Origin of the sequence: Bacillus sp. GB_SG_008, assembly GCF_052038115.1 — a bacterium.
Taxonomy (GTDB): Bacteria; Bacillota; Bacilli; order Bacillales; family Bacillaceae_G; genus Bacillus_A; species Bacillus_A rhizoplanae.
Genome location: NZ_JBPZSK010000001.1, coordinates 445,076 through 470,301 on the forward strand (window position 1 = coordinate 445,076; position 25,226 = coordinate 470,301).

Consider the following 25,226-nt stretch of genomic DNA (forward strand, 5'->3'; position numbering starts at 1 on the left):
CATGTTAACAGGAAAACAAAAAAGATTTTTACGTGCTGAGGCACATCACTTAACACCAATTTTTCAAGTTGGTAAAGGTGGAGTAAATGAAAATATGATAAAGCAAATTGCAGAAGCGCTAGAAGTGCGCGAGCTAATGAAAATTAGTGTACTGCAAAACTGTGAATTTGATCGTCATGAAGTAGCAGAAGAGCTTTCGGAAGGTGCAAAAGCAGAGCTTGTACAGGTAATCGGAAACACAATCGTCTTATATAAAGAATCAAAAGAAAATAAACGTATTGTGTTACCAAAAACAAAGTAACGATCTCAGGAAATTTTATTCCAATCACAGTTCGTTGAACCAATCGGGTTTTTATAGGTATCTTGCTTCTTTAACGCATTAGAAGTTTTGGGCGAGATCTATTGCCTGTAAGAACAAGGTAAAGGGGCGTTTTCTTTGAAGAGAATCGGGATTATTGGCGGGACATTTGACCCGCCTCATAATGGACATTTGTTAATTGCAAATGAAGTGTATGATGCATTGCAACTTGATGAGGTCTGGTTTCTACCGAATCAAATCCCCCCTCATAAACGAGATAGGGAAGTTACAAGTGTACGTAATCGTTTAGAAATGATCCATTTAGCAATCGAACAAGAAATGCACTTCTCTGTTTGTTTAGCAGAGCTTGAACGAGAAGGCCCATCTTACACGTATGACACTATGTTACAATTGACAAAGGAGCATCCAGACGTACAATTCCATTTTATTATTGGCGGGGATATGGTTGAATACTTACCAAAGTGGTATAACATCGATGAATTATTGAAGCTCGTTACGTTTGTCGGCGTTGCTCGTCCTGGTTATACACTTTCTACTCCTTATAAAATTGTAAAGGTGGAGATTCCAGAATTCGCTGTTTCTTCATCACTTTTACGTGAACGTTTTACAAAGAAGAAGACATGCAAATACTTGCTTCCAAAAGAGGTACAGGAATACATTGAGAGGAATGGGTTATATGGATCGTAAGCGAGCACTTGAAATTGTGAAACAACAAATGCATGAAAAGCGTTATATCCATACAATTGGTGTTATGGAAACGGCCATTGAACTCGCAAAGCAATATGGTGTTGACGAGAAAAAGGCCGAGATGGCAGCGATTTTTCATGATTATGCAAAGTGTAGACCGATTTCGGAGATGGAAGAAATTATTAAACGAGAAAATTTACCAAAAGACTTGTTGCATTATAATAAAGAATTATGGCATGCACCAGTTGGGGCATATTTAGTAGAAAAAGAAGTCGGTATTACAGATGCTGACATATTACAAGCTATTACGTATCATACGAGTGGGCATGAACAAATGACAATGCTTGATAAAGTGATTTACGTGGCGGATTATATTGAACCCGGCCGTAAGTTTCCAGGCGTTAAAGAAGCACGGAAGCTGGCGCGAGAAGATATTAATCAAGCGTTATTATATGCTTTAAAGCATACAATACAATTTTTAATGGAAAAGAACCAAACGATTTATCCATTAACATTTCAAACGTATAATGCAGTCATTAAGGAGGACTTTACGAAATGAAAGATAGAGAATTGTTAGTATTGGCAGCACGAGCAGCTGACGATAAAAGAGCAGAAGATATTGTTGTTTTAAATATGCAAGGGATTTCCCCGCTTGCGGATTATTTTGTGATTTGCCATGGTAACTCTGATAAACAAGTACAAGCAATCGCTCGTGAAATTAAAGGACAAGCACATGAAGTACACATTGATGTAAAGCGCATGGAAGGTTTTGAAGAAGCGCGTTGGGTGTTAGTTGACCTTGGGGATGTTGTTGTACACGTATTCCATAAAGATGAGCGTGATTACTATAACTTAGAACGTCTTTGGGGCGATGTACCGCGCGAAGATATCGCAGAAGAGTTAGGTCAATGAGATACGAACAATTTGCATTATTGTATGATGAGCTAATGAATGATGTCCCGTATGAAAAATGGATGGAATTTACGGAACAAAGCTTAGAACAAATTGGTAAAACAGATGCGAAAATTCTTGATGTAGCTTGCGGAACGGGGAATGTCACATTGCCCCTTGTGAAAAAAGGATATGATGTAACGGGAGTAGACCTATCAGAAGAAATGTTAACAATCGCTCAGCAAAAGCTATGTGAAGAAGGTCACTTTATTCCTTTTTATCAACAGGATATGCGCGAGTTGGATGTTCCAGGTGAGTTTGACTGCGTGACGATTTTTTGTGATTCGTTAAATTATGTATTGCAAGGGGAAGGCGTTCAAGAAACGTTTCGACGTGTCTATCATCATTTGCATCAAGATGGTTTATTTTTATTTGATGTTCACTCTCTTTATAAAATTCATCACGTATTTCAAAATGAAACGTATACAGTTAATGAAGAAGAAATTTCTCTCATTTGGAACTGCTTCCCTGGTGAAGAAACAAACAGCGTTGAGCATGATTTAACATTTTTTGTACGAGATGAAGAGGAGGATGTGTATCATCGATTTGATGAGTTGCATATGCAGCGTACATATCCTGTTGAAGAATTGACAAAATGGCTTGAAGAAGCTGGTTTTACTGTTCTTCGCGTAACGGGAGACTTCGAAAGAACTGAAGTAACAGAACAAACAGAGCGTATTTTCTTTGTCGCTAAAAAGAATTCATAGTAAAAAAGCAACCGTATGAATGGTTGCTTTTTTACTTATAAAGGTAGACCGCAAAAAAATAAAGCATTTATGAAGGAATATAGTAGTTTTTGTCGTAAGAGATATATTAATGCTTATTAAATTGCTGTTCCACGTGCTCAACATCCTCCTCATACTTCTCATGTGTTCGTTTTAACACCTTGTTAAACATATCTCCAATATGTTCTTCTAAAACGCGAATCCCTTCTCCTGTTATACCGCCTTTTACGCACACTTTCTCCTGCAAAGTCGGCAAGGTGAAAATTTGTTTTTCTAACAGTTTTCCCATCCCAATAATCATTTCGCTCGTTAAAATAGTAGCTTCTTCACGTGTAATATTTGTTTCATCTACAGAGGCGTCGATAAAGCGTTGTAATAAATAGCTGAAAAATGCCGGACCGCAGCTTACGATATCAGATGCCACTCTTGTGATATTCTCTTCAATGATAATAGGCTTAGAGATTTTTTGAAACAATTCCAATAACAGTGTTTGCCATTCTTGTGCGCATTTTTTTCCGAATGTGCATAAGGAGACACCAGCTAATGCGCGATTTGTAATACTCGGGATAATACGAGCAACATGGCAGGATACGATCGTTTCTAATTGTACGGTAGATATAGGGCTTGTAATGGAAACTAGACATTTGTCATTTGTAAGAATAGAAGCATGCTTTGTCAAAATAGGATATATATCGAATGGTTTTACACAAATAAAAATCAGCTCAGAGCGTTCAATTACTTCTTGAATTGTTTTTGCTATATGAATAGAAGGATACTTCTCTTTTATATGATATGCTTTTGCGAAAGTACGATTAATGATAGTAAGACACGAAGGTTTGACAGCCCGGGCTTCGATACATGCATCAATGAGTATATTCCCCATATTCCCTGTTCCTATTATTCCTATGTTCAATGTTTCATCCCCTCCTTCGTAACATCTTTCTCCTAAACAATATGAAGTTTATTTTGAATTTATGAATTAGAGGTGCAAAATGATGATGAATTTGCAAAGAAAGTGGCTCGTTTTGTTTGCAGCAATTGGTATTGTGGGTATTTTATTTGTATGGCAAACAAAAGGTTGGCAAGAACAACCGGCAGTGAAAGTGGAAGCGAATTCTAAGATAGAAGAGAGGAAGGAGAAAACAAAGGTAACAGACTCTAAACTGCAATCGAAACCGATTATAGTTGATGTTAAAGGAGCTGTGCATCGTGAAGGGGTGTATGAATTACAAATTGGAGATCGGGTGAAAGATAGTGTTGAAAAGGCAGGCGGATTTTTGCCAGAAGCAGATGTAACAAAGGTAAATTTAGCGCAGCTTGTGCAAGATCAAATGATGATTTATGTGCCAAAAAAAGGAGAACAAACTGCTACTGTGAATGAATTTTCCTTGCAGGAAGGGAAAATACAAATTAATACAGCGACAAAGGAGCAACTTGAAAAAATATCTGGCATTGGTCCTAGAAAAGCAGAAAGTATTATGAAATATCGCGAGCAGCACGGTCCGTTTCAAAAAGTAGAAGATTTATTGGAGGTTGATGGGATTGGTGAAAAATCGCTGGAAAAAATAAAAGATGAAATAATTGTTCCTTAAATGATTGACGACTTTTTTCTTATTTCGCTAAACTGTAAGAAGATTAAAAAGTAGGTGAAGATAATGGAACGAGTTTCTTGGGATCAATATTTTATGACACAAAGTCATTTGTTATCACTGCGCAGCACGTGTACAAGGCTTGCGGTTGGAGCGACAATTGTGCGGGATAAACGCATTATTGCTGGTGGTTATAACGGATCGATTGCTGGCGGTGTGCATTGTATAGATGAAGGGTGCTATGTGATCGATAATCATTGTGTGCGCACAATTCATGCGGAAATGAATGCAATACTGCAATGTGCGAAATTTGGTGCGAAAACAGATGGAGCGGAAATTTATGTTACGCATTTTCCGTGTTTACAATGCTGTAAAGCAATTATTCAAAGTGGTATTACAGCGGTGTATTATGCGCGAGATTATAAAAACCATCCGTATGCACTTGAGTTATTTGAGCAAGCCAACGTAAGAGTAAAACATGTTCCTCTTGCATTTGACGTAACAACATTGGAAGAACAACAGAAAATGCAGGAGCTAAAACAGCTTTTGTCTTCGTTAGAAACGGACGAAATGACGTTGGAACAGTTGCAACAAGTATTACTGCAGGCAAAAAATATGGTATAAACCGTGAGGTGAGTACGTGTTCCGTGGGCAATGGAGCTACGTTGCAATCTCAGTTATCTTTGGGATTGCAACAGCTTATTCCTCTTTTTCTATCGTTCCTTTTCTTATATTCGGTTGCTATTGTTTAATTTGTTTTTCTCGTACTTCTCTTCCAATACTCTCCTTGATTGTCCTCGTATTTGGTCTTACATATGTATACGCAATCTACGTAGACACACAAAATCATTCTATGCTCTCTTTTCGTGAAACAAACGTAACAGGTACAATTCAAAGTACACCACTTATAAACGGAAATCGTCTTTCTTTTCAGTTAGGAATGGAAAGTAATGAAACAGTGCAGTTGGTTTACAAAATTCCATCTCGCAAATTAAAAGAAGAATTAAAGCAATTACATCCTGGTATGGTGTGTGCGTTTACCGGCACTTTGAAAGAGCCACCACCCCCTCGGAATTTTTATGCGTTTGATTATAAGGATTATTTATATAAACAGCATATTCATGCTCTTTTTGAGGTTGAATCAATCTCGAATTGTGTGCAAAAAGATATTTCCTTTATTCATTGGTTATATTCAGTGAGGCAATCAGCTATTTCTTATATAGGGGAAACGTTTTCTGGGCAGTCAGGAGCCTTTATGAATGCTTTATTGTTTGGTGATCGTCAATATATGACGTTTGAGGTAGAGGAACAGTATCAACAGTTTGGACTTGTTCATTTATTGGCGATATCAGGATCGCATATTGTTCTGTTAACTGCAATGTGTTATTTTGTATCACTTCGAATTGGTATGACACGTGAAAGTACGACGATGCTCCTACTCGTTTGTATTCCGCTGTATATGTTTTGTGCAGGGACCTCACCATCTGTTGTACGAGCATCTATAGCTGCTGTTATTGTGCTAGGAGCACTCACGCAAGCAATCCGAGTCTCGGGGATAGATGCTTTAAGTATGACATTGATGATTATGCTTTTTTATAATCCGTATGTACTATTTGACATTGGATTTCAGTTTTCGTTCGTAGGAAGTTTTTCCCTTTTATTATCTTCGTCACGGCTTCTAGCTAGTGAAAATGGTATAGTAAAAAATTCTATGTATCTTTCGGTTATTTCCCAGTTAACAAGTACGCCTATTTTGCTTTATCACTTTGGGTATTTTTCTCCTTACAGTATTCTTCTTAATATGATCTATGTCCCGTTTTTATCTTTATTTGTTTTACCTATGTGCATTGTGCTTCTTATATGTATAGTATTTCTCCCAATTGTGTCGCAGTGGTTAGCTCACATATTGTCTCTATGTATACACGTTTCGAATGTGATGCTTCAAATGTGCGAAGCTTTACCGTTTGTACGTCTTACCTTTGGACAAACACCGCCATTTATCGTTATGTTATATTGCATGAGTATTGTAAGTGTCCTTTTATCATGGGAGGGACTTATTTGGAGAAAATATCGCATGTTGTTTCTATCGAGCTTTTTTCTGCTTAGTATATGTCATTATGCATTTCCATATGTGAATGCAAACGGAAGTATTACTTATATTGACGTTGGGCAAGGGGATGCGATTTTGATTCGTCTCCCATACAATCAAGGAACGTATTTAATTGATACGGGTGGGACACTTCCAGTAAAGAAAGAAGAATGGCAACAGAAAAAACATGAATTTTCTGTTGGACATGATATTCTCATTCCATTTTTACAAAAAGAGGGTGTGCGAATGATTGATAAATTAATTGTGACACATGGAGATATGGATCACATGGGAGCAGCCAAAGAAGTAATGCAATCCATTGCTGTGAAAGAGGTTGTGCTAGGGAAGAAAATAAAATTCTCTTTACCTGAACAACAAATAAAGCAGCTTGCTGTGCAAAAGAACATACCTATTCGAATTGTAGAAAGAGGAGACAGCTGGAAGGCTGGAGATGCGGTGTTCTCGGTATTATCCCCAGAAGGAGAAGAAAAAGAAGATAATGATCAATCTATTGTGATTTGGACAAAAATAGGAGGACTAACATGGTTATTTACAGGTGATTTAGAAGAAATAGGTGAGAAGCGTCTTATACAATGGTATCCAGAGCTGCATGCAGACGTTTTAAAAGTTGGACATCACGGTAGTAAAACGTCATCTTCACAACAGTTTTTGGATATAGTGCAGCCGAAAACAGCCGTTATTTCTGTTGGAGAAAACAATCGTTATGGACATCCGCATATCGAAGTGTTAGAGCGTTTAAGGGAGCGCGGAATTGAAGTGTGGAGAACGGATGAACAAGGGGCAATTTCTTATGTTTTTCAAGGGGAGACGGGAACGTTTCGCAGTAAGTTAACATATGATGAAACACAGAAAAAAAGAAGACTGCCACATGCAGTCTTTAAGAACCGATAAATTTAATGACTGTTGCGATGATAAATAATGTGGTAAAAAATCCGAATGAAACTATAAAGCCTACCCCTGAATCAGTAGCGTCGTTACGCTTACTTTGAACGTTTTTTTCAAATTCATTCATCTTTGAATCCCTCCCAACATTCCATTTTAGTATAAAATATTGTCAGAAAAAAATCTACAATTTATCCTGTTATTCGTGGGCAGTAAAAATTCTCAACTCAAGATTCTGAGAGAGCTGGGAATACCTGTCCGTAAAAGTCCGATTGGTTTAACTAACCAACAATGGAAAACAGCCTCCACTGATGGAAGTTTCACTTTATCAATGCTTTTCCAAGTGTGCTAACAGTTGTCATTCATAGTTGGTAAGGCAGGTGCAAACAATAAAATCAAGGTGATCACCGTTACAAAATAAGATTCCCGGGGCTTATTTTGTAACGTTTTATATAGATCAAGGAACGGGTAGCTGCCTGTTCCTTTGCACTTGTAAAACGGTAGCTGTCACATTACTATAAGTATATAAAGTGTTAGGGAGTAGGAAATTACATGAGTGATGTACATAAAAAAATAAAGAAAAAGCAATTTGCCGCATTATATTTGTTATATGGAACAGAGGCATATTTTATAAATGAAACGCTTCAGCTTTTGACATCAGAAGCCTTACCTGAAGAAGACCGTGAGTTCAACGTTGTTACGTATGACTTAGAAGAAGCATATATAGAAGAAGTAGTTGAAGATGCAAAGACACTTCCTTTTTTTGGAGATCGTAAAATTATCGTTGTGAAATCACCGTTATTTTTAACATCGCAAAAAGCAAAAATTGAGCAAAACGTAAAAGTTTTAGAGGAATACATTGTTGAACCTTCACCATTTTCTATTCTTGTATTTATCGCTCCTTTTGAAAAATTGGACGAGCGTAAAAAAATTACAAAGCTCTTGAAAAAAACAGCGGATGTAGTAGAGGCAAATGCAATGCAAGTACAAGATGTACGTAAATGGATTGTAAGCCGTGCGGAAGAAATGCATATTCATTTAGAGGAAGGGGCAGCTAGTTTACTATTGGAGCTTGTTGGAAGCAATGTAACGATGCTTGCGCAAGAAATGAATAAGCTTACATTATATGTCGGGATAGGCGGGGAAATTACTACAGGTCTTGTAGCAGAGCTTGTTCCAAAGTCTGTTGAACAAAATGTGTTCGCCTTAACAGAAAAGGTGATAAAAAAAGATATTGCAGGTGCCATGCGTATTTTAGAAGGATTATTTACACAGCAAGAAGAGCCGATTAAACTACTTGCGCTTCTTGTAGGTCAGTTTCGTTTATTATATCAAGTGAAAGAACTTCAGCAGCGTGGTTATGGGCAAAATCAAATTGCATCGCATATTGGTGTGCACCCGTATCGCGTGAAATTGGCTATGAATCAAACGAATTTCTTTTCATTTGAAGCGTTAAAGCGAGTGATTCACGAACTTGCTGAAGCAGATTATAATATGAAAACAGGAAGAATGGATAAACGCCTTGTACTAGAATTTTTTCTAATGCGTTTAAATCATATTGGATAGTGGAAAAATGTTCATGTAAATAACTACATGAACATTTTTTTAGGAAAATAAAAAACGACCCAGACGGATCGTTTTTTTAAACGCTTACGCGTTTACTTGTTTCGCTAAGCGAGATTTTTGACGAGATGCAACGTTTTGGTGGATAAGACCTTTACGAGCTGCTTTGTCAAGTTTTTTAGAAGCTACTTTGTATGCTTCTTTTGCTGTTTCAAGATCGTTATTGTTAACTAAAGCTTCTACAGTTTTAACAGCTGTACGCATGTCAGATTTGATAGAAGCGTTATGTGCACGACGCTCTTCGCTAAGTTTAGCACGTTTGATAGCAGATTTAATGTTTGCCATATATTTCACCTCCCTGGTGCGATCGAGTGACTCGATACTTACATAGAACAAGTGATATTCTATCAAACGGAGAAGAGAATTGCAATAGTGAGATCGATGAAATTTCAATATAGGAAAAGAATGACTAAAAATGATTTGGGGAATTCTAATGAATATTTATTATAAGTAGTGGAGGAGATTGTATGCGTGAACCGCTTGATTTAAGTAAATATGCGATAAGAACAGATCTTGCATTAGAAGCCCATCAAATGCTGCAAGAGCAGCAAGAAGAAAAAACTGCTATTCAAGGTGTAATTGTAAAAGAGCGCGAAGAAGATGGTATTACGATTACAAAGGTGACGATTGATGAAAGTGCTGTTGAGGCGATGGGAAAGAAACCAGGGAATTATTTAACCTTAGAAGTACAAGGGATTCGTCAGCAAGATACAGAGTTACAACAAAGGGTAGAGGGGATTTTTGCAAAAGAGTTTTCGTACTTTATGGAGGAAATTGGAATTGAAAAGGAAGCGAGCTGCTTAATTGTTGGTCTTGGTAACTGGAATGTAACACCGGATGCATTAGGGCCAATTGTTGTAGAAAATGTACTTGTCACACGCCATTTATTTAAGTTGCAGCCGGAAAGTATCGAGGAAGGTTTTCGTCCTGTCAGTGCGATTAGACCGGGAGTTATGGGCATTACAGGTATTGAAACGAGCGATATGATTTATGGAGTCATTGAAAAAACGAAACCAGACTTTGTGATTGCAATTGATGCGCTTGCTGCTCGGTCTATTGAACGAGTGAATAGTACCATTCAAATTTCGGATACGGGTATTCATCCTGGTTCTGGTGTTGGGAATAAACGAAAAGAGTTAAGTAAAGAGACGCTAGGTATACCAGTTATTGCAATTGGTGTCCCAACTGTTGTTGATGCGGTTTCAATTACAAGTGATACAATTGATTTCATTTTAAAACATTTTGGGCGTGAGATGCGAGAGGGTGGAAAACCGGCCCGTTCTTTACTTCCGGCTGGATTTACCTTTGGTGAGAAGAAAAAGCTTACAGAAGAAGATATGCCGGATGAAAAAAGCCGTAATATGTTTTTGGGAGCTGTTGGTACGCTTGAGGAAGAAGAGAAGCGAAAGTTAATTTATGAAGTGTTAGCGCCGCTCGGACATAATTTAATGGTAACACCAAAAGAAGTGGATGCGTTTATTGAAGATATGGCTAATCTCATTGCGAGTGGTTTGAACGCAGCGCTTCATCACCAAGTTGATCAAGATAATACAGGGGCATATACGCATTGATTGTAAAAGGAGAAATAAGAATTGGAGCAATTTACACGTAAATGTATCCTTCTCGTTATTGGTCTATTTCTTATAACGTTAGCGGGTATGCAAGTTGCCAATAGCGGGTTAAAACGGATGAAAGGCTATAACAATCCAACATATGAGCAAATTGCCCACATAACAGGAGCAGACCACGAGGATGTAGAAAGGACAATTCTTGGAAAGACATTTTCCGTTGAGGAAAAACAAAAACAACTAGAAAAATTAAAAAGTTTTAATATGCTAGAGAGCATGGGAAAAGGATTGACTTTATTGGTGCAAAATGTAGTTCGCAGTATAACATATACCATTGTTGACAAAATGAAAGGTGCATTTCATTAATCCTGCTACTTTTGGACAGTAAGACTCCCACTTTAAAATTCTGAGAAAACAAAGAAGATAGGTGGAGGGAACGTCCGTAAGAGCTCGATTAGCTAACCACCAGTGGGGGATAAAGAGAAACCCCCACTGGTGGAAGTTTCTTTTCATTTGAAGTGTAAAGAGCGGCTATCTTACTTAAGAGTAGGGTAGCTTTTCTTCATGAAAGAAAAGGTTTGTCTATTGTTTACGGATTGCATATGATAAAAGTAAGAGCACTTGCTTATAACGCTGCACCAGTTTTCATTGAATCTTTGCCCTTGTATTGATATAATCAGTGCTAGTGTATATTGGCGAGATTAGTAGGAGTGAGAAAATAGATGAATAAAGAAGAAAGAGCAAAAAGGCAGTCTAAAATTCGTAACTTTTCCATTATTGCTCACATTGACCACGGAAAGTCAACGTTGGCAGACCGCATTTTAGAGAAAACAAATGCGTTAACACAACGCGAAATGAAAGCACAGTTACTTGACTCTATGGATTTAGAGCGTGAGCGTGGAATTACAATTAAATTAAATGCAGTACAATTAACGTATAAAGCGAAAGATGGAGAAGAATATATTCTCCACTTAATTGATACACCAGGGCATGTCGATTTTACGTATGAAGTATCTCGTAGTTTAGCGGCATGTGAAGGTGCGATACTTGTTGTTGACGCAGCGCAAGGGATTGAGGCGCAAACATTAGCAAACGTATATTTAGCATTAGATAATAATTTAGAAATTTTGCCGGTTATTAATAAAATTGACTTGCCGAGCGCTGATCCAGAGCGCGTTCGTCAAGAGGTAGAGGATGTAATTGGCTTAGATGCATCAGAAGCTGTGCTTGCTTCTGCAAAAGCGGGGATTGGTATTGAAGAGATTTTAGAACAAATCGTTGAAAAAGTACCAGCTCCAGCAGGTGATTCGGAAGAACCGTTACAATGTATGATTTTCGACTCTTTATATGATCCGTACCGCGGTGTAATTGCTTATATCCGTGTTGTAAACGGTACAGTAAAAGTTGGCGATAAAGTACGTATGATGGCAACAGGTAAAGAGTTTGAAGTAACAGAAGTAGGTGTGTTCACACCGAAAACAACGCAGCGTGAAGAATTAACAGTAGGTGATGTAGGCTTCTTAGCCGCATCAATTAAAAATGTTGGTGATACGCGTGTAGGTGATACGATTACACATGCAAAACGTCAAGCGACAGAACCTTTACCAGGGTATCGTAAATTAAACCCAATGGTATTCTGTGGTTTATATCCAATTGATTCTGCACGTTATAATGATTTACGTGATGCATTAGAAAAGCTAGAATTAAATGACTCTGCTCTTGAATTTGAACCAGAAACGTCTCAAGCACTTGGATTTGGTTTCCGCTGTGGATTCTTAGGCTTACTTCATATGGAAATCATTCAAGAACGTATTGAACGTGAATTTAAAATTGATTTAATTACAACAGCACCAAGTGTTATTTATAAAGTATATTTAACAAACGGTGAAGACATGATAGTTGATAACCCATCTAACATGCCAGATCCGCAATCTATTGATCGTGTGGAAGAACCGTATGTAAAAGCATCTATTATGGTTCCAAACGATTATGTTGGAGCAGTTATGGAAATTTGCCAAAGAAAACGTGGTACGTTTATTGATATGCAATATTTAGATGAAACGCGCGTTACTTTGACGTATGAAATTCCACTTTCTGAAATCGTATATGATTTCTTCGATCAATTAAAGTCGAATACGAAAGGATATGCATCCTTTGATTACGAGCTAATTGGTTATAAACCGTCTAAGCTTGTGAAGATGGATATTTTATTGAATGGTGAGCAAGTCGATGCGCTATCTTTCATTGTGCATCGTGACTCAGCGTATGACCGTGGAAAAGTAATTGTAGAAAAGTTAAAAGAGTTAATTCCAAGACAGCAGTTTGAAGTACCTATACAAGCGACAATTGGAAATAAAGTTGTGGCGCGTTCTACAATTAAAGCGATGCGTAAAAACGTATTAGCAAAATGTTACGGCGGTGACATTTCTCGTAAACGTAAACTTCTTGAGAAACAAAAAGAAGGTAAGAAGCGTATGAAGTCCGTTGGTTCCGTAGAAGTACCGCAAGAAGCATTTATGGCTGTATTGAAAATGGATGATAATTAATAACAAAAAGAAGCCGTTTGTACGGCTTCTTTTTGTTTAGGGGAGCAGAGATAATATCTTTTAAAGCTTTGGTTAATATTTAGACATCTGTGTAGCTCTCCTTTACAATAGTGGTAATGCTTTTTAGCGAAGAGTAACCAAACAGTAATCATAGCTATGAATTAAAAGTTAGGAGATTGTCGTGTCTGAGAACATTCGAAAAGAAATTCAAGAAAAAATACAAAACCGTGATTTTAATTGTGAAAAGGAACTAACGCTTTCTATCATTAGTGGAAAGTGGAAAGTTGTGATTTTATGGCATTTAGGTGTGGAAGGTCCGCATCGTTTCAGTGAACTTCAGCGTTTATTTCCTAATATTTCTCATAAAGTTTTGTCCAATCAATTAAAAGAATTGACCGAAGATGGAATTATTAATCGGACTGTATACCCAGAAGTACCTCCGCGTGTAGAATATTTTATGACGGAGCTCGGCATGACACTTTTACCAATCGTTGAAATGATGTATGATTGGGGAAAAATGCGAATGGAACAAATTCGCATAGGGTTACAGAAGTAAATAAACCTCCGAAATGCGGGGGTTTTCTTTTTAGAAAGGTAGGAACATAGTTTGATACAAGCTGCATATATTCATATTCCGTTTTGTCAGCATATTTGTCACTATTGTGATTTTAATAAAGTATTTATTGAGCGTCAGCCAGTTGAGCAATACTTGCAATATTTAGAGAAAGAAATTGTGAATACAACCACCAAAACGCCTTTTAAAGAAATGAAAACGATTTTTGTTGGTGGAGGAACACCAACAGCGCTAAATATGGAACAGACAGAGCAATTATTAAATATCATTAATCGTCGTTTACGTCCGTTTGCGCCCGATTGTGAACTAACTTTTGAAGCCAATCCGGGAGACTTGCCAAAAGAGAAATTGAATCTTCTACTAGAAGGTGGTGTAAACCGGATTAGTTTTGGTGTTCAAACATTTCGAGACGAATTATTGCAAAAAATTGGGCGCAGACATACGAGAGAAGATGCATTCGTAGCAATTCGTGAGGCGCAGGAAGTTGGTTTTACAAATATTAATGTTGATTTAATTTATGCACTGCCGACGCAAACAATAGAAGATGTAAGAGAAACGTTAGATATTGCTTTTACACTTGGGGTTCAACATTTCTCTGCGTATTCTTTAATTGTCGAGCCGAAAACGGTCTTTTATAATTTAATGAATAAAGGAAAACTGAGACTTCCAGGAGAAGATCATGAAGCAAGAATGTATGAAATTGTGATGGATGAGATGGAAAAGCATGGTTATAAACAGTATGAAATTAGTAATTTTTCGAAAGAAGGCTATGAAAGTAGACATAACCTCACATACTGGAATAATGAAGAGTATTATGGTTTTGGAGCTGGAGCTCATAGTTATGTAAATGGCGAGCGAATTCAAAATGTGGGTCCATTAAAACAATATTTCATGAAAATTGATGAGACAGGTTTGCCATATTTAGATGTTCATGGAGTAACGGGACAAGAAAAAATGGAAGAAGAGTTATTTTTAGGGCTGCGAAAAACAGCGGGTGTTTCTAAACTGGAATTTAGAAGAAAATTTGGCGTAGAGATGAACGAAATCTTTGCAAAGCAATTACTTCATAATAAAGAACATGAACTGCTTCAAGAGACGAATACTCATATTTGTTTAACAAGAAAAGGAAAGCTATTAGGAAATGAAGTATTTCAATCATTCTTAGTGGATTAATCTAACTTTAAATTGGATTCTACACTTAGTAGAGCGAAAAGCTAAACCATCTGTAAGAACTTGATTAGCAGCGGAAAAGAATGCGGCTAAAAGTTTCACTGTATCCCGCTCAAACGGACGGTACAGAGAAGTGAATCAAGAAGTTTAACCGTCCGTAAGAGCCCGATTGGTTCAACTAATTAGCAGCAAAAATCGTGCTGCTAAAAGTTTCACTGTATCTCATCACGTTTCCGTTGACAATTCAATATCAATTTTGGTAAGTTAGTAATAGATTTAGCACTCGAAACATAAGAGTGCTAACAGAGGTGATGATGAAATGCTTACGGAACGTCAGCTCTTAATTTTACAAACAATAATTGACGACTTTATCGGGTCTGCACAACCTGTCGGATCAAGAACATTGTCTAAGAAAGAAGAAATTACATTTAGTTCAGCGACAATTCGAAATGAAATGGCTGATTTAGAGGAACTCGGGTTTATTGAAAAAACACATAGTTCTTCTGGGCGCGTTCCTTCTGAAAAAGGATATCGCTTTTATGTAGACCATCTTCTTCCGCCGCAGCATTTGCCAAGTGAAGATATTGTACAAATCAAAGACTTGTTTGCTGAAAGAGTTTTTGAAGCGGAAAAGCTTGCACAGCAATCTGCGCAAATTTTATCAGAACTCACGAATTATACGGCAATTGTTCTTGGGCCAAAAATGAGTGCGAATAAGCTGAAAAATGTACAAATTCTTCCGCTTGATCATCAAACAGCGGTCGCGATTATTGTAACTGATACAGGACATGTACAAAGTAGGACCATCACTGTTCCGGAATCTATTGATTTATTAGATTTAGAAAAGATGGTTAACATTTTAAATGACAAATTATCAGGTGTACCGATGTCGGAACTGCATAATAAAATCTTTAAAGAAATTGTAATGGTTTTGCGCCAGTACGTTCATAATTATGATAGTGTCATGAAAATGTTAGACGGTACATTCCAATTTCCGTTATCTGAAAAAATATATTTTGGTGGAAAAGCAAATATGCTTGCTCAGCCAGAATTCCATGACATTCAGAAGGTCCGATCATTATTCACTATGATTGAAAATGAAGATGCGTTTTATAACATCTTGCAGAGCAAACAAATTGGTATTCAAGTGAAAATTGGACGTGAAAATTCTTCTGCTGCCATGGAAAATTGTAGCTTAATTTCTGCGACATACTCGATTGGGGATGAGCAGCTTGGAACAATTGCGATTTTAGGTCCGACGAGGATGCAATACTCTCGTGTCATTAGTTTGTTGCAATTGTTTACAAAACAATTTACAGATGGACTGCACGGTTTATATAAACCGAAATAATAAGAAACTTTTATTTGTGGCGGGGGTATCCCCGCTGCTGATGACCAGTTGGATACAAGAAATTAGATATTTGGGTTAGTGCTGAGTTGTATTGGCCCTGCTTTTTTAAGGAGGTGAAAGTTGTGGAAGAGCGTAATGAACAAGTGGTAGAAGAAGTAAAAGAAGCGCAAACAGAAGAAGCTGTAGCACCAGAAAATAGCGAAGAAACTGTAGTGGAAGAAAAAAGCAAAGCTGCTCTTTTACAAGAAAAAGTAGATGAATTACAAGCGAAATTGTCGGAAACAGAAGGTCGCATGCTTCGTCTACAAGCTGATTTTGAAAACTATAAGCGCCGCGTTCAATTAGATAAGCAAGCGGCTGAAAAGTATAGATCACAAAGCCTTGTATCAGATATTTTGCCAGCTCTTGATAACTTTGAAAGAGCAATGCAAGTGGAAGCGAGCGACGAGCAGATGAAATCCTTATTACAAGGGATGGAAATGGTATATCGTCAATTGCTAGAAGCGCTGAATAAAGAAGGTGTTGAAGCGATTGAAGCTGTTGGTAAACAGTTTGATCCGCATGAGCATCAAGCTGTTATGCAAGTAGAAGACAGCGAGTTTGAATCAAACGCGGTTGTGGAAGAACTCCAAAAAGGCTATAAGCTGAAAGATCGTGTGATTCGACCATCAATGGTAAAAGTAAATCAATAATTTACATAAATGTAGGAGGTTTCGCCATGAGTAAAATTATCGGTATTGACTTAGGTACAACAAACTCTTGTGTAGCTGTTATGGAAGGTGGAGAACCAAAAGTTATCCCAAATCCAGAAGGGAACCGTACAACTCCTTCTGTTGTAGCTTTCAAAAATGAAGAGCGTCAAGTTGGGGAAGTAGCGAAGCGTCAAGCGATTACGAACCCAAATACAATCATGTCTGTTAAACGTCATATGGGTACAGACTACAAAGTAGAAGTTGAAGGTAAAGAATTTACACCTCAAGAAATTTCTGCAATCATTTTACAAAACTTAAAAGCTTCTGCTGAAGCATACTTAGGTGAAACAGTAACAAAAGCTGTTATCACAGTACCAGCATATTTTAACGATGCAGAACGCCAAGCAACAAAAGACGCAGGCCGCATTGCTGGTTTAGAAGTAGAACGTATTATTAACGAGCCAACAGCAGCTGCGCTTGCTTACGGTTTAGAAAAACAAGACGAAGAACAAAAAGTTCTTGTATACGACTTAGGTGGCGGTACATTTGACGTATCTATCCTTGAATTAGCAGATGGAACATTTGAAGTTATTTCAACTGCTGGTGACAATCGTCTTGGTGGTGACGACTTTGACCAAGTTATCATCGATCATTTAGTAGCTGAATTCAAAAAAGAAAATAACATTGATTTAAGCCAAGATAAAATGGCACTTCAACGTTTGAAAGATGCTGCTGAAAAAGCGAAAAAAGATCTTTCAGGTGTAACACAAACACAAATTTCATTACCATTCATTAGTGCTGGAGCTGCTGGTCCATTACACTTAGAATTAAACTTAACAAGAGCGAAATTTGAAGAACTTTCAGCTAACCTTGTTGAAAGAACATTAGAACCAACTCGTCGTGCATTAAAAGATGCTGGTCTTTCTCCAAGTGAATTAGATAAGGTTATTCTTGTTGGTGGTTCTACTCGTATTCCAGCTGTACAAGAAGCAATTAAACGTGAAACTGGTAAAGAACCATATAAAGGCGTTAACCCTGATGAAGTTGTAGCATTAGGTGCTGCAGTTCAAGGTGGCGTACTTACTGGTGATGTAAAAGGCGTTCTATTATTAGACGTAACTCCACTTTCTTTAGGTATTGAAACTATGGGTGGCGTATTCACAAAATTAATCGATCGTAACACAACAATTCCAACAAGTAAGTCACAAGTGTTCTCAACTGCTGCTGATAACCAGCCTGCAGTAGACATTCACGTATTACAAGGTGAGCGTCCAATGTCAGCTGACAACAAAACATTAGGTCGCTTCCAATTAACAGATATCCCACCAGCACCACGTGGTATTCCACAAATCGAAGTAACATTCGATATTGATGCGAACGGTATCGTAAATGTACGTGCAAAAGATTTAGGAACAAGTAAAGAACAAACAATTACAATCCAATCTTCTTCAGGTCTTTCTGATGAAGAAGTAGATCGTATGGTAAAAGAAGCAGAGGCAAATGCTGATGCTGACCAAAAACGTAAAGAAGAAGTTGAACTTCGTAACGAAGCGGATCAACTTGTATTCCAAACAGATAAAGTTGTAAAAGATTTAGAAGGTAAAGTAGATGCAGCTGAAGTAGCGAAAGCAACAGAAGCGAAAGATGCATTAAAAGCGGCAATCGAGAAAAATGATCTTGATGAAATCCGTGCGAAAAAAGATGCACTTCAAGAAATCGTACAACAATTAACTGTAAAATTATATGAGCAAGCTCAAGCTGCTGCAGGATCACAGCAAGCAGAAGGCGCACAAGGCAACGCAGGCGCGAAAAACGACAATGTAGTAGATGCTGAGTTTGAAGAAGTAAAAGAAGATAAGTAATAAAATAAGTAAGATGACAAAAAGTCAAAGTCAAGCGTGCCTTGGCTTTGGCTTTTTTCGCGAGTGAAGAAAAGACTGGGTGTACACAGAGTCTTTTGTGTGGGAGTCCAATGTTTTTCTTTTTGCATACTGTAAGTGAGGAAACAGTGTTGCAAAGCACTTTCTTTCGATGTTAAAATTACGTTTATGTGAAAGGAATCGGGGGTTACAAACTTATGAGTAAACGAGATTACTATGAGGTGCTTGGCGTTAGCAAGAGTGCTTCAAAAGACGAGATTAAAAAAGCATACCGTCGTTTGGCGAAAAAGTATCATCCAGATGTAAGTACAGAAGAAAATGCAATTGAAAAATTTAAAGAAGTGCAAGAAGCATATGAAGTATTAAGTGATGATTCAAAACGTGCACAGTACGACCAATTTGGTCATGCTGACCCAAATCAAGGCTTTGGTGGTTTTGGCGGTGGCGACTTCGGTGGTGGATTCGGTTTTGAAGACATCTTTAGTTCATTCTTTGGTGGTGGAGGCGGTAGACGCCGTGATCCAAATGCGCCGCGTCAAGGTGCAGATCTTCAATATCAAGTTTCTTTAAACTTTGAAGAAGCAATTTCTGGTAAGGAAATGGATATTGAAATTCCAACTGAAGATCCTTGTAATACATGTAGTGGTAGCGGAGCAAAACCGGGAACTTCGAAAGAAACATGTAAACATTGTTCTGGAACAGGGCAAGTTAGCGTGGAGCAAAACACACCATTTGGTCGTATTGTGAATCGTCAAGCTTGTAGACAATGCTCTGGAACAGGTCAAATAATTAAAGAAAAATGTACAACATGCCATGGCTCTGGAAAAGTACGTAAACGTAAAAAAATTAACGTTAAAATTCCAGCAGGTATTGATAATGGTCAACAAATTCGCGTGTCTGGTAAAGGAGAAGCTGGTGTAAACGGCGGACCAGCAGGTGATTTATATGTAGTAGTTCGTGTAATAGAGCATGAATTCTTCCATCGCGAAGGTGATGATATTATTTGTGAAATGCCATTAACGTTTGCGCAAGCAGCACTTGGAGATGAAGTGGAAGTTCCGACTGTGCATGGAAAAGTAAAGTTAAAAATTCCAGTAGGAACACAAACAGGAACAGAATTCCGTTTAAAAGGAAAAGGTGCGCCAAACGTACGCGGATATGGGCAAGGTGATCAATATGTTGTTGTTCGTGTTGTTACACCAACAAAATTAACATCCCACCAAAAAGAATTGTTGAGAGAATTTACAGGTCAAGAAGACCATGATGATAGCCTATTTAAAAAGCTTAAGCGAGCTTTTAAAGGGGAATAATGGAAATAAAAAATGGAGTTGGTAAATTGTGAAATGGTCAGAAATTAGTATTCATACAACAGAGGAAGCTGTAGAAGCAATCTCGCATATTTTACATGAAGCAGGAGCAAGCGGTGTTGCGATTGAAGATCCTGCTGAATTAACGAAAGAGCGTGAACAACAATTTGGTGAGATTTATGCGTTAAATCCAGCTGAATATCCAACAGAAGGTGTACTTGTAAAAGCGTATTTCCCAAAGAATGATACTTTGCAAGAAACAATTACAAGTGTAAAATCATCCATTGATCTGTTGCCTTCTTACGGAATCGAGATTGGAGCAGCAACTGTATCTGTTAATGAGGTAGATGAAGAGGATTGGGCTACTGCTTGGAAAAAATATTACCATCCAGTGAAAATTTCTGATACATTTACAATTGTGCCAACATGGGAAGAGTATACACCTTCCTCACCAGAAGAAAAAATTATCGAGTTAGATCCAGGAATGGCATTTGGTACAGGAACACATCCAACAACAACGATGTGTATTCGTGCTTTAGAAAAAACAGTACAACCTGGTGATACTGTTATTGACGTTGGAACAGGATCTGGTGTGTTAAGTATTGCCGCTGCTAAATTAGGTGCTTCGTCCATTCAAGCATACGATTTAGATCCAGTTGCAGTAGAAAGTGCTGAGATGAACGTTCGACTAAATCATACAGAGAATGTTGTAACTGTTGGACAAAACAGTTTATTAGAAGGTATTGAAGGACCTGTTGATTTAATTGTTGCGAATCTACTAGCAGAAATTATTTTATTATTCCCAGAAGATGCAGCAAAAGTTGTTAAGCAAGGTGGATTATTCATTACATCAGGTATTATTGCTGCGAAAGAAAAAATTGTAACAGAAGCGTTAGTAAAAGCAGGTTTTACAGTAGAAGAAGTGTTAACGATGGAAGATTGGGTAGCAATTATTGCGCGTAAAGGATAAGATAGAATTTTCCTTGTTCAAGTGTTTATTGCCCGTTTGTACGGGAGAATGTAAGTGGAAAGTCTCTCGCTGAAAGTAGTGAGGGACTTACCGTTTGTTTAATCTAAATCATACTGTTTGGCTCTTTTCGTAAGCGTGTGTTTACGAAAAGAGCTAAACTTTACTAAGGTGATATGATGCAGCGTTATTTTGTAGAAGAGCAAAACATAAATGAAACGACAATTCGTATTGTAGGAGATGATGTGCATCACATTGGAAGAGTGATGCGTATGACGCCTGGTGATCACATTTATTGTTGTACAAATGGGAAAACAGCAATCTGTACAATTGCTGAAATTACCAATGAATTTATAAATGCGACTATTGTAGAATGGATAGAGATGTCAAGTGAACTACCTGTGTTTGTGACAATTGCTAGCGGACTGCCTAAAGGAGATAAGCTTGAGTTGATTTTACAAAAAGGAACTGAGCTTGGAGCAGCCGCCTTTTTACCGTTTCAAGCATCTCGATCTATTGTAAAATGGGATGCGAAAAAAGCCGGTAAAAAAGTAGAGCGTTTTAATAAAATCGTAAAAGAGGCAGCCGAGCAGTCTCATCGCAGTGAAGTTCCTACTGTGTATGCACCTGTTTCTTTTAAAGAGCTTCTCACGATGAGTAAAGACTATGACAGTTGTCTTGTTGCATATGAAGAAGAAGCGAAGCAAGGTGAAAAATCAAATTTTGCTAAGGCTTTAACAAAGTTAGAACCAGGGCAAAAGGTACTCATTGTATTTGGGCCAGAAGGTGGCTTAACAGAAGGGGAAGTGTCTTCTCTTTCTGAACATGCCTTTGTACCTTGCAGTTTAGGACCAAGAATATTGCGGACAGAAACGGCGCCTTTATACGCGCTAAGTGCTGTCTCTTATCATTTTGAATTAATGGGGTGAATATATATGGCAACTGTTGCGTTTCATACGTTAGGTTGTAAAGTAAACCACTACGAAACAGAAGCGATTTGGCAACTGTTTAAACAAGGTGGTTATGAGCGAACTGAATTTGAGAAAACAGCTGATGTGTATGTGATTAATACATGCACAGTAACGAATACAGGGGATAAAAAAAGTCGTCAAGTAATTCGTCGTGCCGTTCGTCAAAATCCTGATGCGGTAATTTGTGTAACGGGATGTTATGCACAAACATCTCCAGCAGAAATTATGGCAATTCCAGGTGTGGATATTGTTGTCGGAACGCAAGACCGTGAGAAAATGCTTGGCTATATTGAAGAATATCGTAATGAACGTCAGCCAATTAATGCTGTACGTAACATTATGAAAACACGTGTATATGAAGAATTAGACGTACCGTATTTTACAGATCGTACGCGTGCATCTTTGAAAATTCAAGAAGGATGTAACAACTTCTGTACGTTCTGTATCATTCCATGGGCTCGTGGTTTAATGCGTTCTCGTGACGGGAAAGAAGTTATTCGCCAAGCGCAGCAATTAGTAGATGCTGGTTATAAAGAAATCGTCTTAACAGGTATTCATACAGGTGGATACGGTGAAGATATGAAAGATTATAATTTGGCAGGATTACTTCGCGATATGGAAGCGCAAGTAACAGGTTTAAAACGTCTTCGTATTTCTTCTATTGAGGCAAGTCAAATTACTGATGAAGTGATTGAAGTACTGCGCGACTCTAAAGTTGTTGTACGTCATTTACACATTCCGCTTCAATCTGGATCTAATACAGTATTGAAGCGTATGCGTCGTAAATATACAATGGAATTTTTCCAGGAGCGTTTAGATCGCTTAAAAGAAGCGTTACCAGGACTAGCAATTACTTCTGATGTTATCGTTGGTTTCCCTGGTGAAACAGAAGAGGAGTTTATGGAAACGTTCAATTTCATTAAAAATAATCGTTTCTCTGAACTCCATGTATTCCCGTATTCAAAACGTACAGGAACACCAGCAGCACGCATGGACGATCAAGTGCCAGAAGAAATCAAGAACGAGCGTGTACACCGCTTGATTGCATTATCTGATCAATTAGCGAAAGAATATGCATCTCAGTTTGAAGGTGAAGTTCTTGAAATTATTCCAGAAGAACCATTTAAAGAAGCTGATCGTGAAGGATTATATGTAGGTTATACAGATAATTACTTAAAAGTTGTCTTTGAAGGATCTGAAGAATTAATCGGTAAATTGATTAAGGTGAAAATCACGAAAGCCGGTTACCCTTATAATGAAGCACAATTTGTTCGTGTGCTAGAAGATGTATCTCCAAAAGAATCAGCAAGCGCGTAAGAGAAGAGAAAAGCATGCAAATAGTTTTGTTTGCATGCTTTTTTATTTGATGGAGAAGTTAAAATATGAAAACGCTATACTTTATGATATAATGCTGAAGATTAAGGTTGTCAGACAACTAACAAGTAGCAAAATCACTGAGTATAAGTTGAGAAAGGGGCAATTTTTAAATGAACTACGCAAAATTAATTGATCATACGTTATTAAAACCAGATGCAAAAAAAGAAGCAATCGTTACTCTATGCGAAGAGGCAAAACAACATGATTTTGCTTCTGTATGTGTAAATCCAACATGGATTGAAACAGCAGCAGAAATTTTAAAAGGGACAGACGTAAAAGTTTGTACGGTAATTGGTTTTCCTCTTGGAGCAAACACATCAGAAACGAAAGCATTTGAAACAAAAGATGCAATCGCAAAAGGCGCAACAGAAGTTGACATGGTGATTAACATCGGTGCGTTAAAAGATAAAAACGACGAGTTAGTAGAGCGTGATGTTCGCGCTGTTGTAGAAGTTGCAAAAGGAAAAGCACTTGTAAAAGTAATTATTGAAACATGTCTATTAACAGAAGAAGAAAAAGTTCGTGCTTGTGAATTATCTGTAAAAGCAGGCGTTGATTTTGTAAAAACATCAACAGGATTTTCAACAGGCGGTGCAACAGTAGAAGATGTTGCATTAATGAGAAAAACAGTGGGACCAGATATCGGTGTAAAAGCATCAGGCGGTGTTCGTGACGAAAAAGGCATGGACGCAATGGTAGAAGCAGGTGCAACGCGCATTGGTACAAGCTCTGGTGTAGCGCTAGTAAGCGGAAAAACAGCAACAACTGATTATTAAAATAAAAGCGGAAGCGGCTCGTTTAGAACATGAGGGCGTTGGAAGTCTTGACGCAGAGGCGATTTTTGCCTCGTAGGAAAGAATGAAACGACCGAATGTTCTAGCCGCTGCAGCTGGATAAAATAAAAGCGGAGCCGACTGTTCAGTCCTGGCAGCTAAGATTTTTTAACACGAGGGTCTAGGATATTGTATCTAGATGATGAATAAAAGAAGCGAACATTTTTGTAGAATAATTTCGCATTGATATAGAATTTTATATCGAAATTGAACATATCGTGAAAAAAGAAGTGCGATTGCTCTTCTTTTCTTTTATCAGATAGTTGACCTAAAAGTATAAAATGTATTATAATCGTAAAAGACATGCTGAGTAAGTGTTTCTTTTTTGCATGCTGAATTTAGGATGTAAGTGGATGTTTCGGAGGGAGGGAAAGAGAATGTCAAAAACAGTCGTTCGTAAAAACGAGTCTTTGGAGGATGCACTTCGCCGTTTTAAAAGATCAACTTCTAAAGCTGGTACGCTTGCTGAAGCAAGAAAACGCGAGTTCTATGAAAAGCCAAGCGTAAAACGTAAGAAGAAATCTGAAGCGGCAAGAAAGCGTAAGTTCTAAGAGAGGGTGTAATTTATGAGTCTTCTCGGTCGTTTAAACGATGATATGAAACAAGCGATGAAGAATAAAGAAAAAGAAAAATTAACCGTTATTCGTATGGTTAAGGCTGCTTTACAAAATGAAGAAATTAAACTGCAGCACTCTCTTCTAGAAGATGAGGAATTAACAGTTTTAACTCGTGAAGTAAAACAGTATAAAGACTCCCTCCTTGAATTTGAAAAAGCGGGTCGTGAGGACCTTGTTGATAAACTGAAAAGCGAAATTCAGATTTTAGAAACATATTTGCCAGAGCAATTAACAGAAGAAGAATTGGCTGCTGTTATTCAGCAAGTTATTTCTGAAGTTGGTGCAGCTTCTAAAGCTGATATGGGCAAAGTGATGAGTGCTGTTATGCCGAAAGTAAAAGGTAAAGCAGATGGCTCACAAGTGAATAGGCTTGTTTCACAACTATTAGCATAAAAAAGCGTCTCATTTATAATGAGACGCTTTTTTATGTTTTTTTTCAATTTGGACGTGATATTACAAGCTTTTTTTTCATACATATGGGATGAGA

General features: G+C 37.7%; 27 protein-coding genes. 24 read left to right on the top strand and 3 right to left on the bottom strand.

Translation table 11 applies throughout. The annotated features are described in order from the left end of the window. Position 1: 1 nt before the first annotated feature. From yhbY to ACTDJC_RS02175, 5 genes are all read left to right on the top strand, one after another. Positions 2-301, top strand: a complete 300-nt coding sequence (gene yhbY, locus ACTDJC_RS02155; RefSeq protein WP_098307893.1) for a ribosome assembly RNA-binding protein YhbY — start codon at positions 2-4, stop codon at positions 299-301. Between the two features lie 135 nt (positions 302-436). Then, positions 437-1,006: a nicotinate-nucleotide adenylyltransferase gene (locus tag ACTDJC_RS02160; protein WP_098307892.1), complete on the top strand. Its 570-nt coding sequence runs from the start codon at positions 437-439 to the stop codon at positions 1,004-1,006. Next, complete coding sequence (gene yqeK / locus ACTDJC_RS02165; RefSeq protein ID WP_253630442.1) at positions 996-1,565, top strand: bis(5'-nucleosyl)-tetraphosphatase (symmetrical) YqeK; 570 nt, start codon at positions 996-998, stop codon at positions 1,563-1,565. Before ACTDJC_RS02160 ends, yqeK begins: the two co-directional genes overlap by 11 nt. Continuing rightward, positions 1,562-1,918, top strand: coding sequence for a ribosome silencing factor (rsfS, locus tag ACTDJC_RS02170; protein ID WP_098307888.1), 357 nt, complete (start codon positions 1,562-1,564; stop codon positions 1,916-1,918). Before yqeK ends, rsfS begins: the two co-directional genes overlap by 4 nt. Beyond that, complete coding sequence (locus ACTDJC_RS02175) at positions 1,915-2,664, top strand: class I SAM-dependent DNA methyltransferase (protein WP_098307886.1); 750 nt, start codon at positions 1,915-1,917, stop codon at positions 2,662-2,664. The genes rsfS and ACTDJC_RS02175 overlap by 4 nt, the downstream gene beginning before the upstream one ends. A gap of 106 nt (positions 2,665-2,770) precedes the next feature. Here the strand turns inward: ACTDJC_RS02175 and comER are convergent, their stop codons facing one another. Continuing rightward, a complete protein-coding gene (gene comER / locus ACTDJC_RS02180) occupies positions 2,771-3,595 on the bottom strand; it encodes a late competence protein ComER (protein WP_440602557.1) in 825 nt (274 codons plus the stop codon). A gap of 79 nt (positions 3,596-3,674) precedes the next feature. Here comER and ACTDJC_RS02185 point away from each other — a divergent pair, with 79 nt between their 5' ends. The 3 genes from ACTDJC_RS02185 to ACTDJC_RS02195 all read left to right on the top strand — a co-directional run bounded on the left by ACTDJC_RS02185 (position 3,675) and on the right by ACTDJC_RS02195 (position 7,272). Next, entirely contained in the window at positions 3,675-4,274 is a 600-nt protein-coding gene (locus tag ACTDJC_RS02185) for a helix-hairpin-helix domain-containing protein (RefSeq protein WP_301287721.1), read from the top strand. Positions 4,275-4,337: 63 nt separating this feature from the next. Beyond that, positions 4,338-4,895 (top strand): ComE operon protein 2, encoded by a 558-nt coding sequence (locus ACTDJC_RS02190; protein WP_440602558.1) that lies wholly within the window; start codon positions 4,338-4,340, stop codon positions 4,893-4,895. 16 nt (positions 4,896-4,911) lie between these two features. Continuing rightward, positions 4,912-7,272: a DNA internalization-related competence protein ComEC/Rec2 gene (locus tag ACTDJC_RS02195; RefSeq protein ID WP_440602559.1), complete on the top strand. Its 2,361-nt coding sequence runs from the start codon at positions 4,912-4,914 to the stop codon at positions 7,270-7,272. On the opposite strand, the gene ACTDJC_RS02200 is transcribed toward ACTDJC_RS02195, so the two are convergent. After that, positions 7,259-7,393, bottom strand: a complete 135-nt coding sequence (locus tag ACTDJC_RS02200) for a YqzM family protein (protein WP_098307876.1) — start codon at positions 7,391-7,393, stop codon at positions 7,259-7,261. The genes ACTDJC_RS02195 and ACTDJC_RS02200 overlap by 14 nt on opposite strands. 422 nt (positions 7,394-7,815) lie before the next feature. Here ACTDJC_RS02200 and holA point away from each other — a divergent pair, with 422 nt between their 5' ends. Continuing rightward, complete coding sequence (holA, locus tag ACTDJC_RS02205; protein WP_440602560.1) at positions 7,816-8,829, top strand: DNA polymerase III subunit delta; 1,014 nt, start codon at positions 7,816-7,818, stop codon at positions 8,827-8,829. A gap of 84 nt (positions 8,830-8,913) precedes the next feature. Here the strand turns inward: holA and rpsT are convergent, their stop codons facing one another. Beyond that, complete coding sequence (rpsT, locus tag ACTDJC_RS02210; RefSeq protein WP_020062230.1) at positions 8,914-9,171, bottom strand: 30S ribosomal protein S20; 258 nt, start codon at positions 9,169-9,171, stop codon at positions 8,914-8,916. A 182-nt stretch (positions 9,172-9,353) separates the two neighbouring features. Here rpsT and gpr point away from each other — a divergent pair, with 182 nt between their 5' ends. The 15 genes from gpr to ACTDJC_RS02285 all read left to right on the top strand — a co-directional run bounded on the left by gpr (position 9,354) and on the right by ACTDJC_RS02285 (position 25,132). Next, positions 9,354-10,457: a GPR endopeptidase gene (gene gpr, locus ACTDJC_RS02215; protein ID WP_253630436.1), complete on the top strand. Its 1,104-nt coding sequence runs from the start codon at positions 9,354-9,356 to the stop codon at positions 10,455-10,457. Between the two features lie 21 nt (positions 10,458-10,478). After that, complete coding sequence (locus ACTDJC_RS02220) at positions 10,479-10,820, top strand: YqxA family protein (protein WP_440602561.1); 342 nt, start codon at positions 10,479-10,481, stop codon at positions 10,818-10,820. Positions 10,821-11,176: 356 nt separating this feature from the next. Then, a complete protein-coding gene (lepA, locus tag ACTDJC_RS02225) occupies positions 11,177-13,000 on the top strand; it encodes an elongation factor 4 (protein ID WP_098307864.1) in 1,824 nt (607 codons plus the stop codon). 181 nt (positions 13,001-13,181) lie between these two features. After that, positions 13,182-13,556, top strand: a complete 375-nt coding sequence (locus ACTDJC_RS02230; protein ID WP_440602562.1) for a winged helix-turn-helix transcriptional regulator — start codon at positions 13,182-13,184, stop codon at positions 13,554-13,556. Between the two features lie 51 nt (positions 13,557-13,607). Beyond that, a complete protein-coding gene (gene hemW / locus ACTDJC_RS02235; protein ID WP_253630434.1) occupies positions 13,608-14,747 on the top strand; it encodes a radical SAM family heme chaperone HemW in 1,140 nt (379 codons plus the stop codon). 316 nt (positions 14,748-15,063) lie between these two features. Continuing rightward, a complete protein-coding gene (hrcA, locus tag ACTDJC_RS02240) occupies positions 15,064-16,095 on the top strand; it encodes a heat-inducible transcriptional repressor HrcA (RefSeq protein WP_253630433.1) in 1,032 nt (343 codons plus the stop codon). 122 nt (positions 16,096-16,217) lie between these two features. Then, positions 16,218-16,787: a nucleotide exchange factor GrpE gene (gene grpE, locus ACTDJC_RS02245; RefSeq protein WP_440602563.1), complete on the top strand. Its 570-nt coding sequence runs from the start codon at positions 16,218-16,220 to the stop codon at positions 16,785-16,787. 26 nt (positions 16,788-16,813) lie between these two features. Further along, entirely contained in the window at positions 16,814-18,649 is a 1,836-nt protein-coding gene (gene dnaK / locus ACTDJC_RS02250; protein ID WP_253630431.1) for a chaperone protein DnaK, read from the top strand. A gap of 215 nt (positions 18,650-18,864) precedes the next feature. Continuing rightward, positions 18,865-19,977: a molecular chaperone DnaJ gene (gene dnaJ / locus ACTDJC_RS02255; RefSeq protein WP_253630430.1), complete on the top strand. Its 1,113-nt coding sequence runs from the start codon at positions 18,865-18,867 to the stop codon at positions 19,975-19,977. 28 nt (positions 19,978-20,005) lie between these two features. After that, a complete protein-coding gene (gene prmA, locus ACTDJC_RS02260; RefSeq protein WP_440602564.1) occupies positions 20,006-20,944 on the top strand; it encodes a 50S ribosomal protein L11 methyltransferase in 939 nt (312 codons plus the stop codon). Positions 20,945-21,120: 176 nt separating this feature from the next. After that, the gene (locus tag ACTDJC_RS02265; RefSeq protein ID WP_253630428.1) at positions 21,121-21,870 is read left to right on the top strand and encodes a 16S rRNA (uracil(1498)-N(3))-methyltransferase; all 750 of its coding nucleotides are present in this window, start codon (positions 21,121-21,123) and stop codon (positions 21,868-21,870) included. A gap of 6 nt (positions 21,871-21,876) precedes the next feature. Beyond that, a complete protein-coding gene (gene mtaB / locus ACTDJC_RS02270) occupies positions 21,877-23,229 on the top strand; it encodes a tRNA (N(6)-L-threonylcarbamoyladenosine(37)-C(2))-methylthiotransferase MtaB (RefSeq protein ID WP_098307846.1) in 1,353 nt (450 codons plus the stop codon). 170 nt (positions 23,230-23,399) lie between these two features. After that, positions 23,400-24,065, top strand: coding sequence for a deoxyribose-phosphate aldolase (gene deoC, locus ACTDJC_RS02275; protein WP_440602565.1), 666 nt, complete (start codon positions 23,400-23,402; stop codon positions 24,063-24,065). Between the two features lie 434 nt (positions 24,066-24,499). Then, a complete protein-coding gene (rpsU, locus tag ACTDJC_RS02280; protein ID WP_020062243.1) occupies positions 24,500-24,673 on the top strand; it encodes a 30S ribosomal protein S21 in 174 nt (57 codons plus the stop codon). A 15-nt stretch (positions 24,674-24,688) separates the two neighbouring features. Beyond that, entirely contained in the window at positions 24,689-25,132 is a 444-nt protein-coding gene (locus ACTDJC_RS02285; RefSeq protein WP_440602566.1) for a GatB/YqeY domain-containing protein, read from the top strand. The last annotated feature ends 94 nt before the right edge of the window (positions 25,133-25,226 follow it).

Excerpts from the sequence above, each read along its gene's own strand:
- holA (WP_440602560.1), top strand. The coding sequence starts at position 7,816 with ATGAGTGATGTACATAAAAAAATAAAGAAAAAGCAATTTGCCGCATTA.
- rsfS (WP_098307888.1), top strand. The coding sequence starts at position 1,562 with ATGAAAGATAGAGAATTGTTAGTATTGGCAGCACGAGCAGCTGACGAT.
- gpr (WP_253630436.1), top strand. The coding sequence starts at position 9,354 with ATGCGTGAACCGCTTGATTTAAGTAAATATGCGATAAGAACAGATCTT.
- rpsU (WP_020062243.1), top strand. The coding sequence starts at position 24,500 with ATGTCAAAAACAGTCGTTCGTAAAAACGAGTCTTTGGAGGATGCACTT.
- ACTDJC_RS02185 (WP_301287721.1), top strand. The coding sequence starts at position 3,675 with ATGATGATGAATTTGCAAAGAAAGTGGCTCGTTTTGTTTGCAGCAATT.
- hrcA (WP_253630433.1), top strand. The coding sequence starts at position 15,064 with ATGCTTACGGAACGTCAGCTCTTAATTTTACAAACAATAATTGACGAC.
- ACTDJC_RS02175 (WP_098307886.1), top strand. The coding sequence starts at position 1,915 with ATGAGATACGAACAATTTGCATTATTGTATGATGAGCTAATGAATGAT.
- dnaK (WP_253630431.1), top strand. The coding sequence starts at position 16,814 with ATGAGTAAAATTATCGGTATTGACTTAGGTACAACAAACTCTTGTGTA.
- rpsT (WP_020062230.1), bottom strand. The coding sequence starts at position 9,171 with ATGGCAAACATTAAATCTGCTATCAAACGTGCTAAACTTAGCGAAGAG.
- ACTDJC_RS02265 (WP_253630428.1), top strand. The coding sequence starts at position 21,121 with ATGCAGCGTTATTTTGTAGAAGAGCAAAACATAAATGAAACGACAATT.
- lepA (WP_098307864.1), top strand. The coding sequence starts at position 11,177 with ATGAATAAAGAAGAAAGAGCAAAAAGGCAGTCTAAAATTCGTAACTTT.
- yqeK (WP_253630442.1), top strand. The coding sequence starts at position 996 with ATGGATCGTAAGCGAGCACTTGAAATTGTGAAACAACAAATGCATGAA.
- ACTDJC_RS02190 (WP_440602558.1), top strand. The coding sequence starts at position 4,338 with ATGGAACGAGTTTCTTGGGATCAATATTTTATGACACAAAGTCATTTG.
- ACTDJC_RS02200 (WP_098307876.1), bottom strand. The coding sequence starts at position 7,393 with ATGAATGAATTTGAAAAAAACGTTCAAAGTAAGCGTAACGACGCTACT.
- yhbY (WP_098307893.1), top strand. The coding sequence starts at position 2 with ATGTTAACAGGAAAACAAAAAAGATTTTTACGTGCTGAGGCACATCAC.
- deoC (WP_440602565.1), top strand. The coding sequence starts at position 23,400 with ATGAACTACGCAAAATTAATTGATCATACGTTATTAAAACCAGATGCA.
- ACTDJC_RS02285 (WP_440602566.1), top strand. The coding sequence starts at position 24,689 with ATGAGTCTTCTCGGTCGTTTAAACGATGATATGAAACAAGCGATGAAG.
- mtaB (WP_098307846.1), top strand. The coding sequence starts at position 21,877 with ATGGCAACTGTTGCGTTTCATACGTTAGGTTGTAAAGTAAACCACTAC.
- dnaJ (WP_253630430.1), top strand. The coding sequence starts at position 18,865 with ATGAGTAAACGAGATTACTATGAGGTGCTTGGCGTTAGCAAGAGTGCT.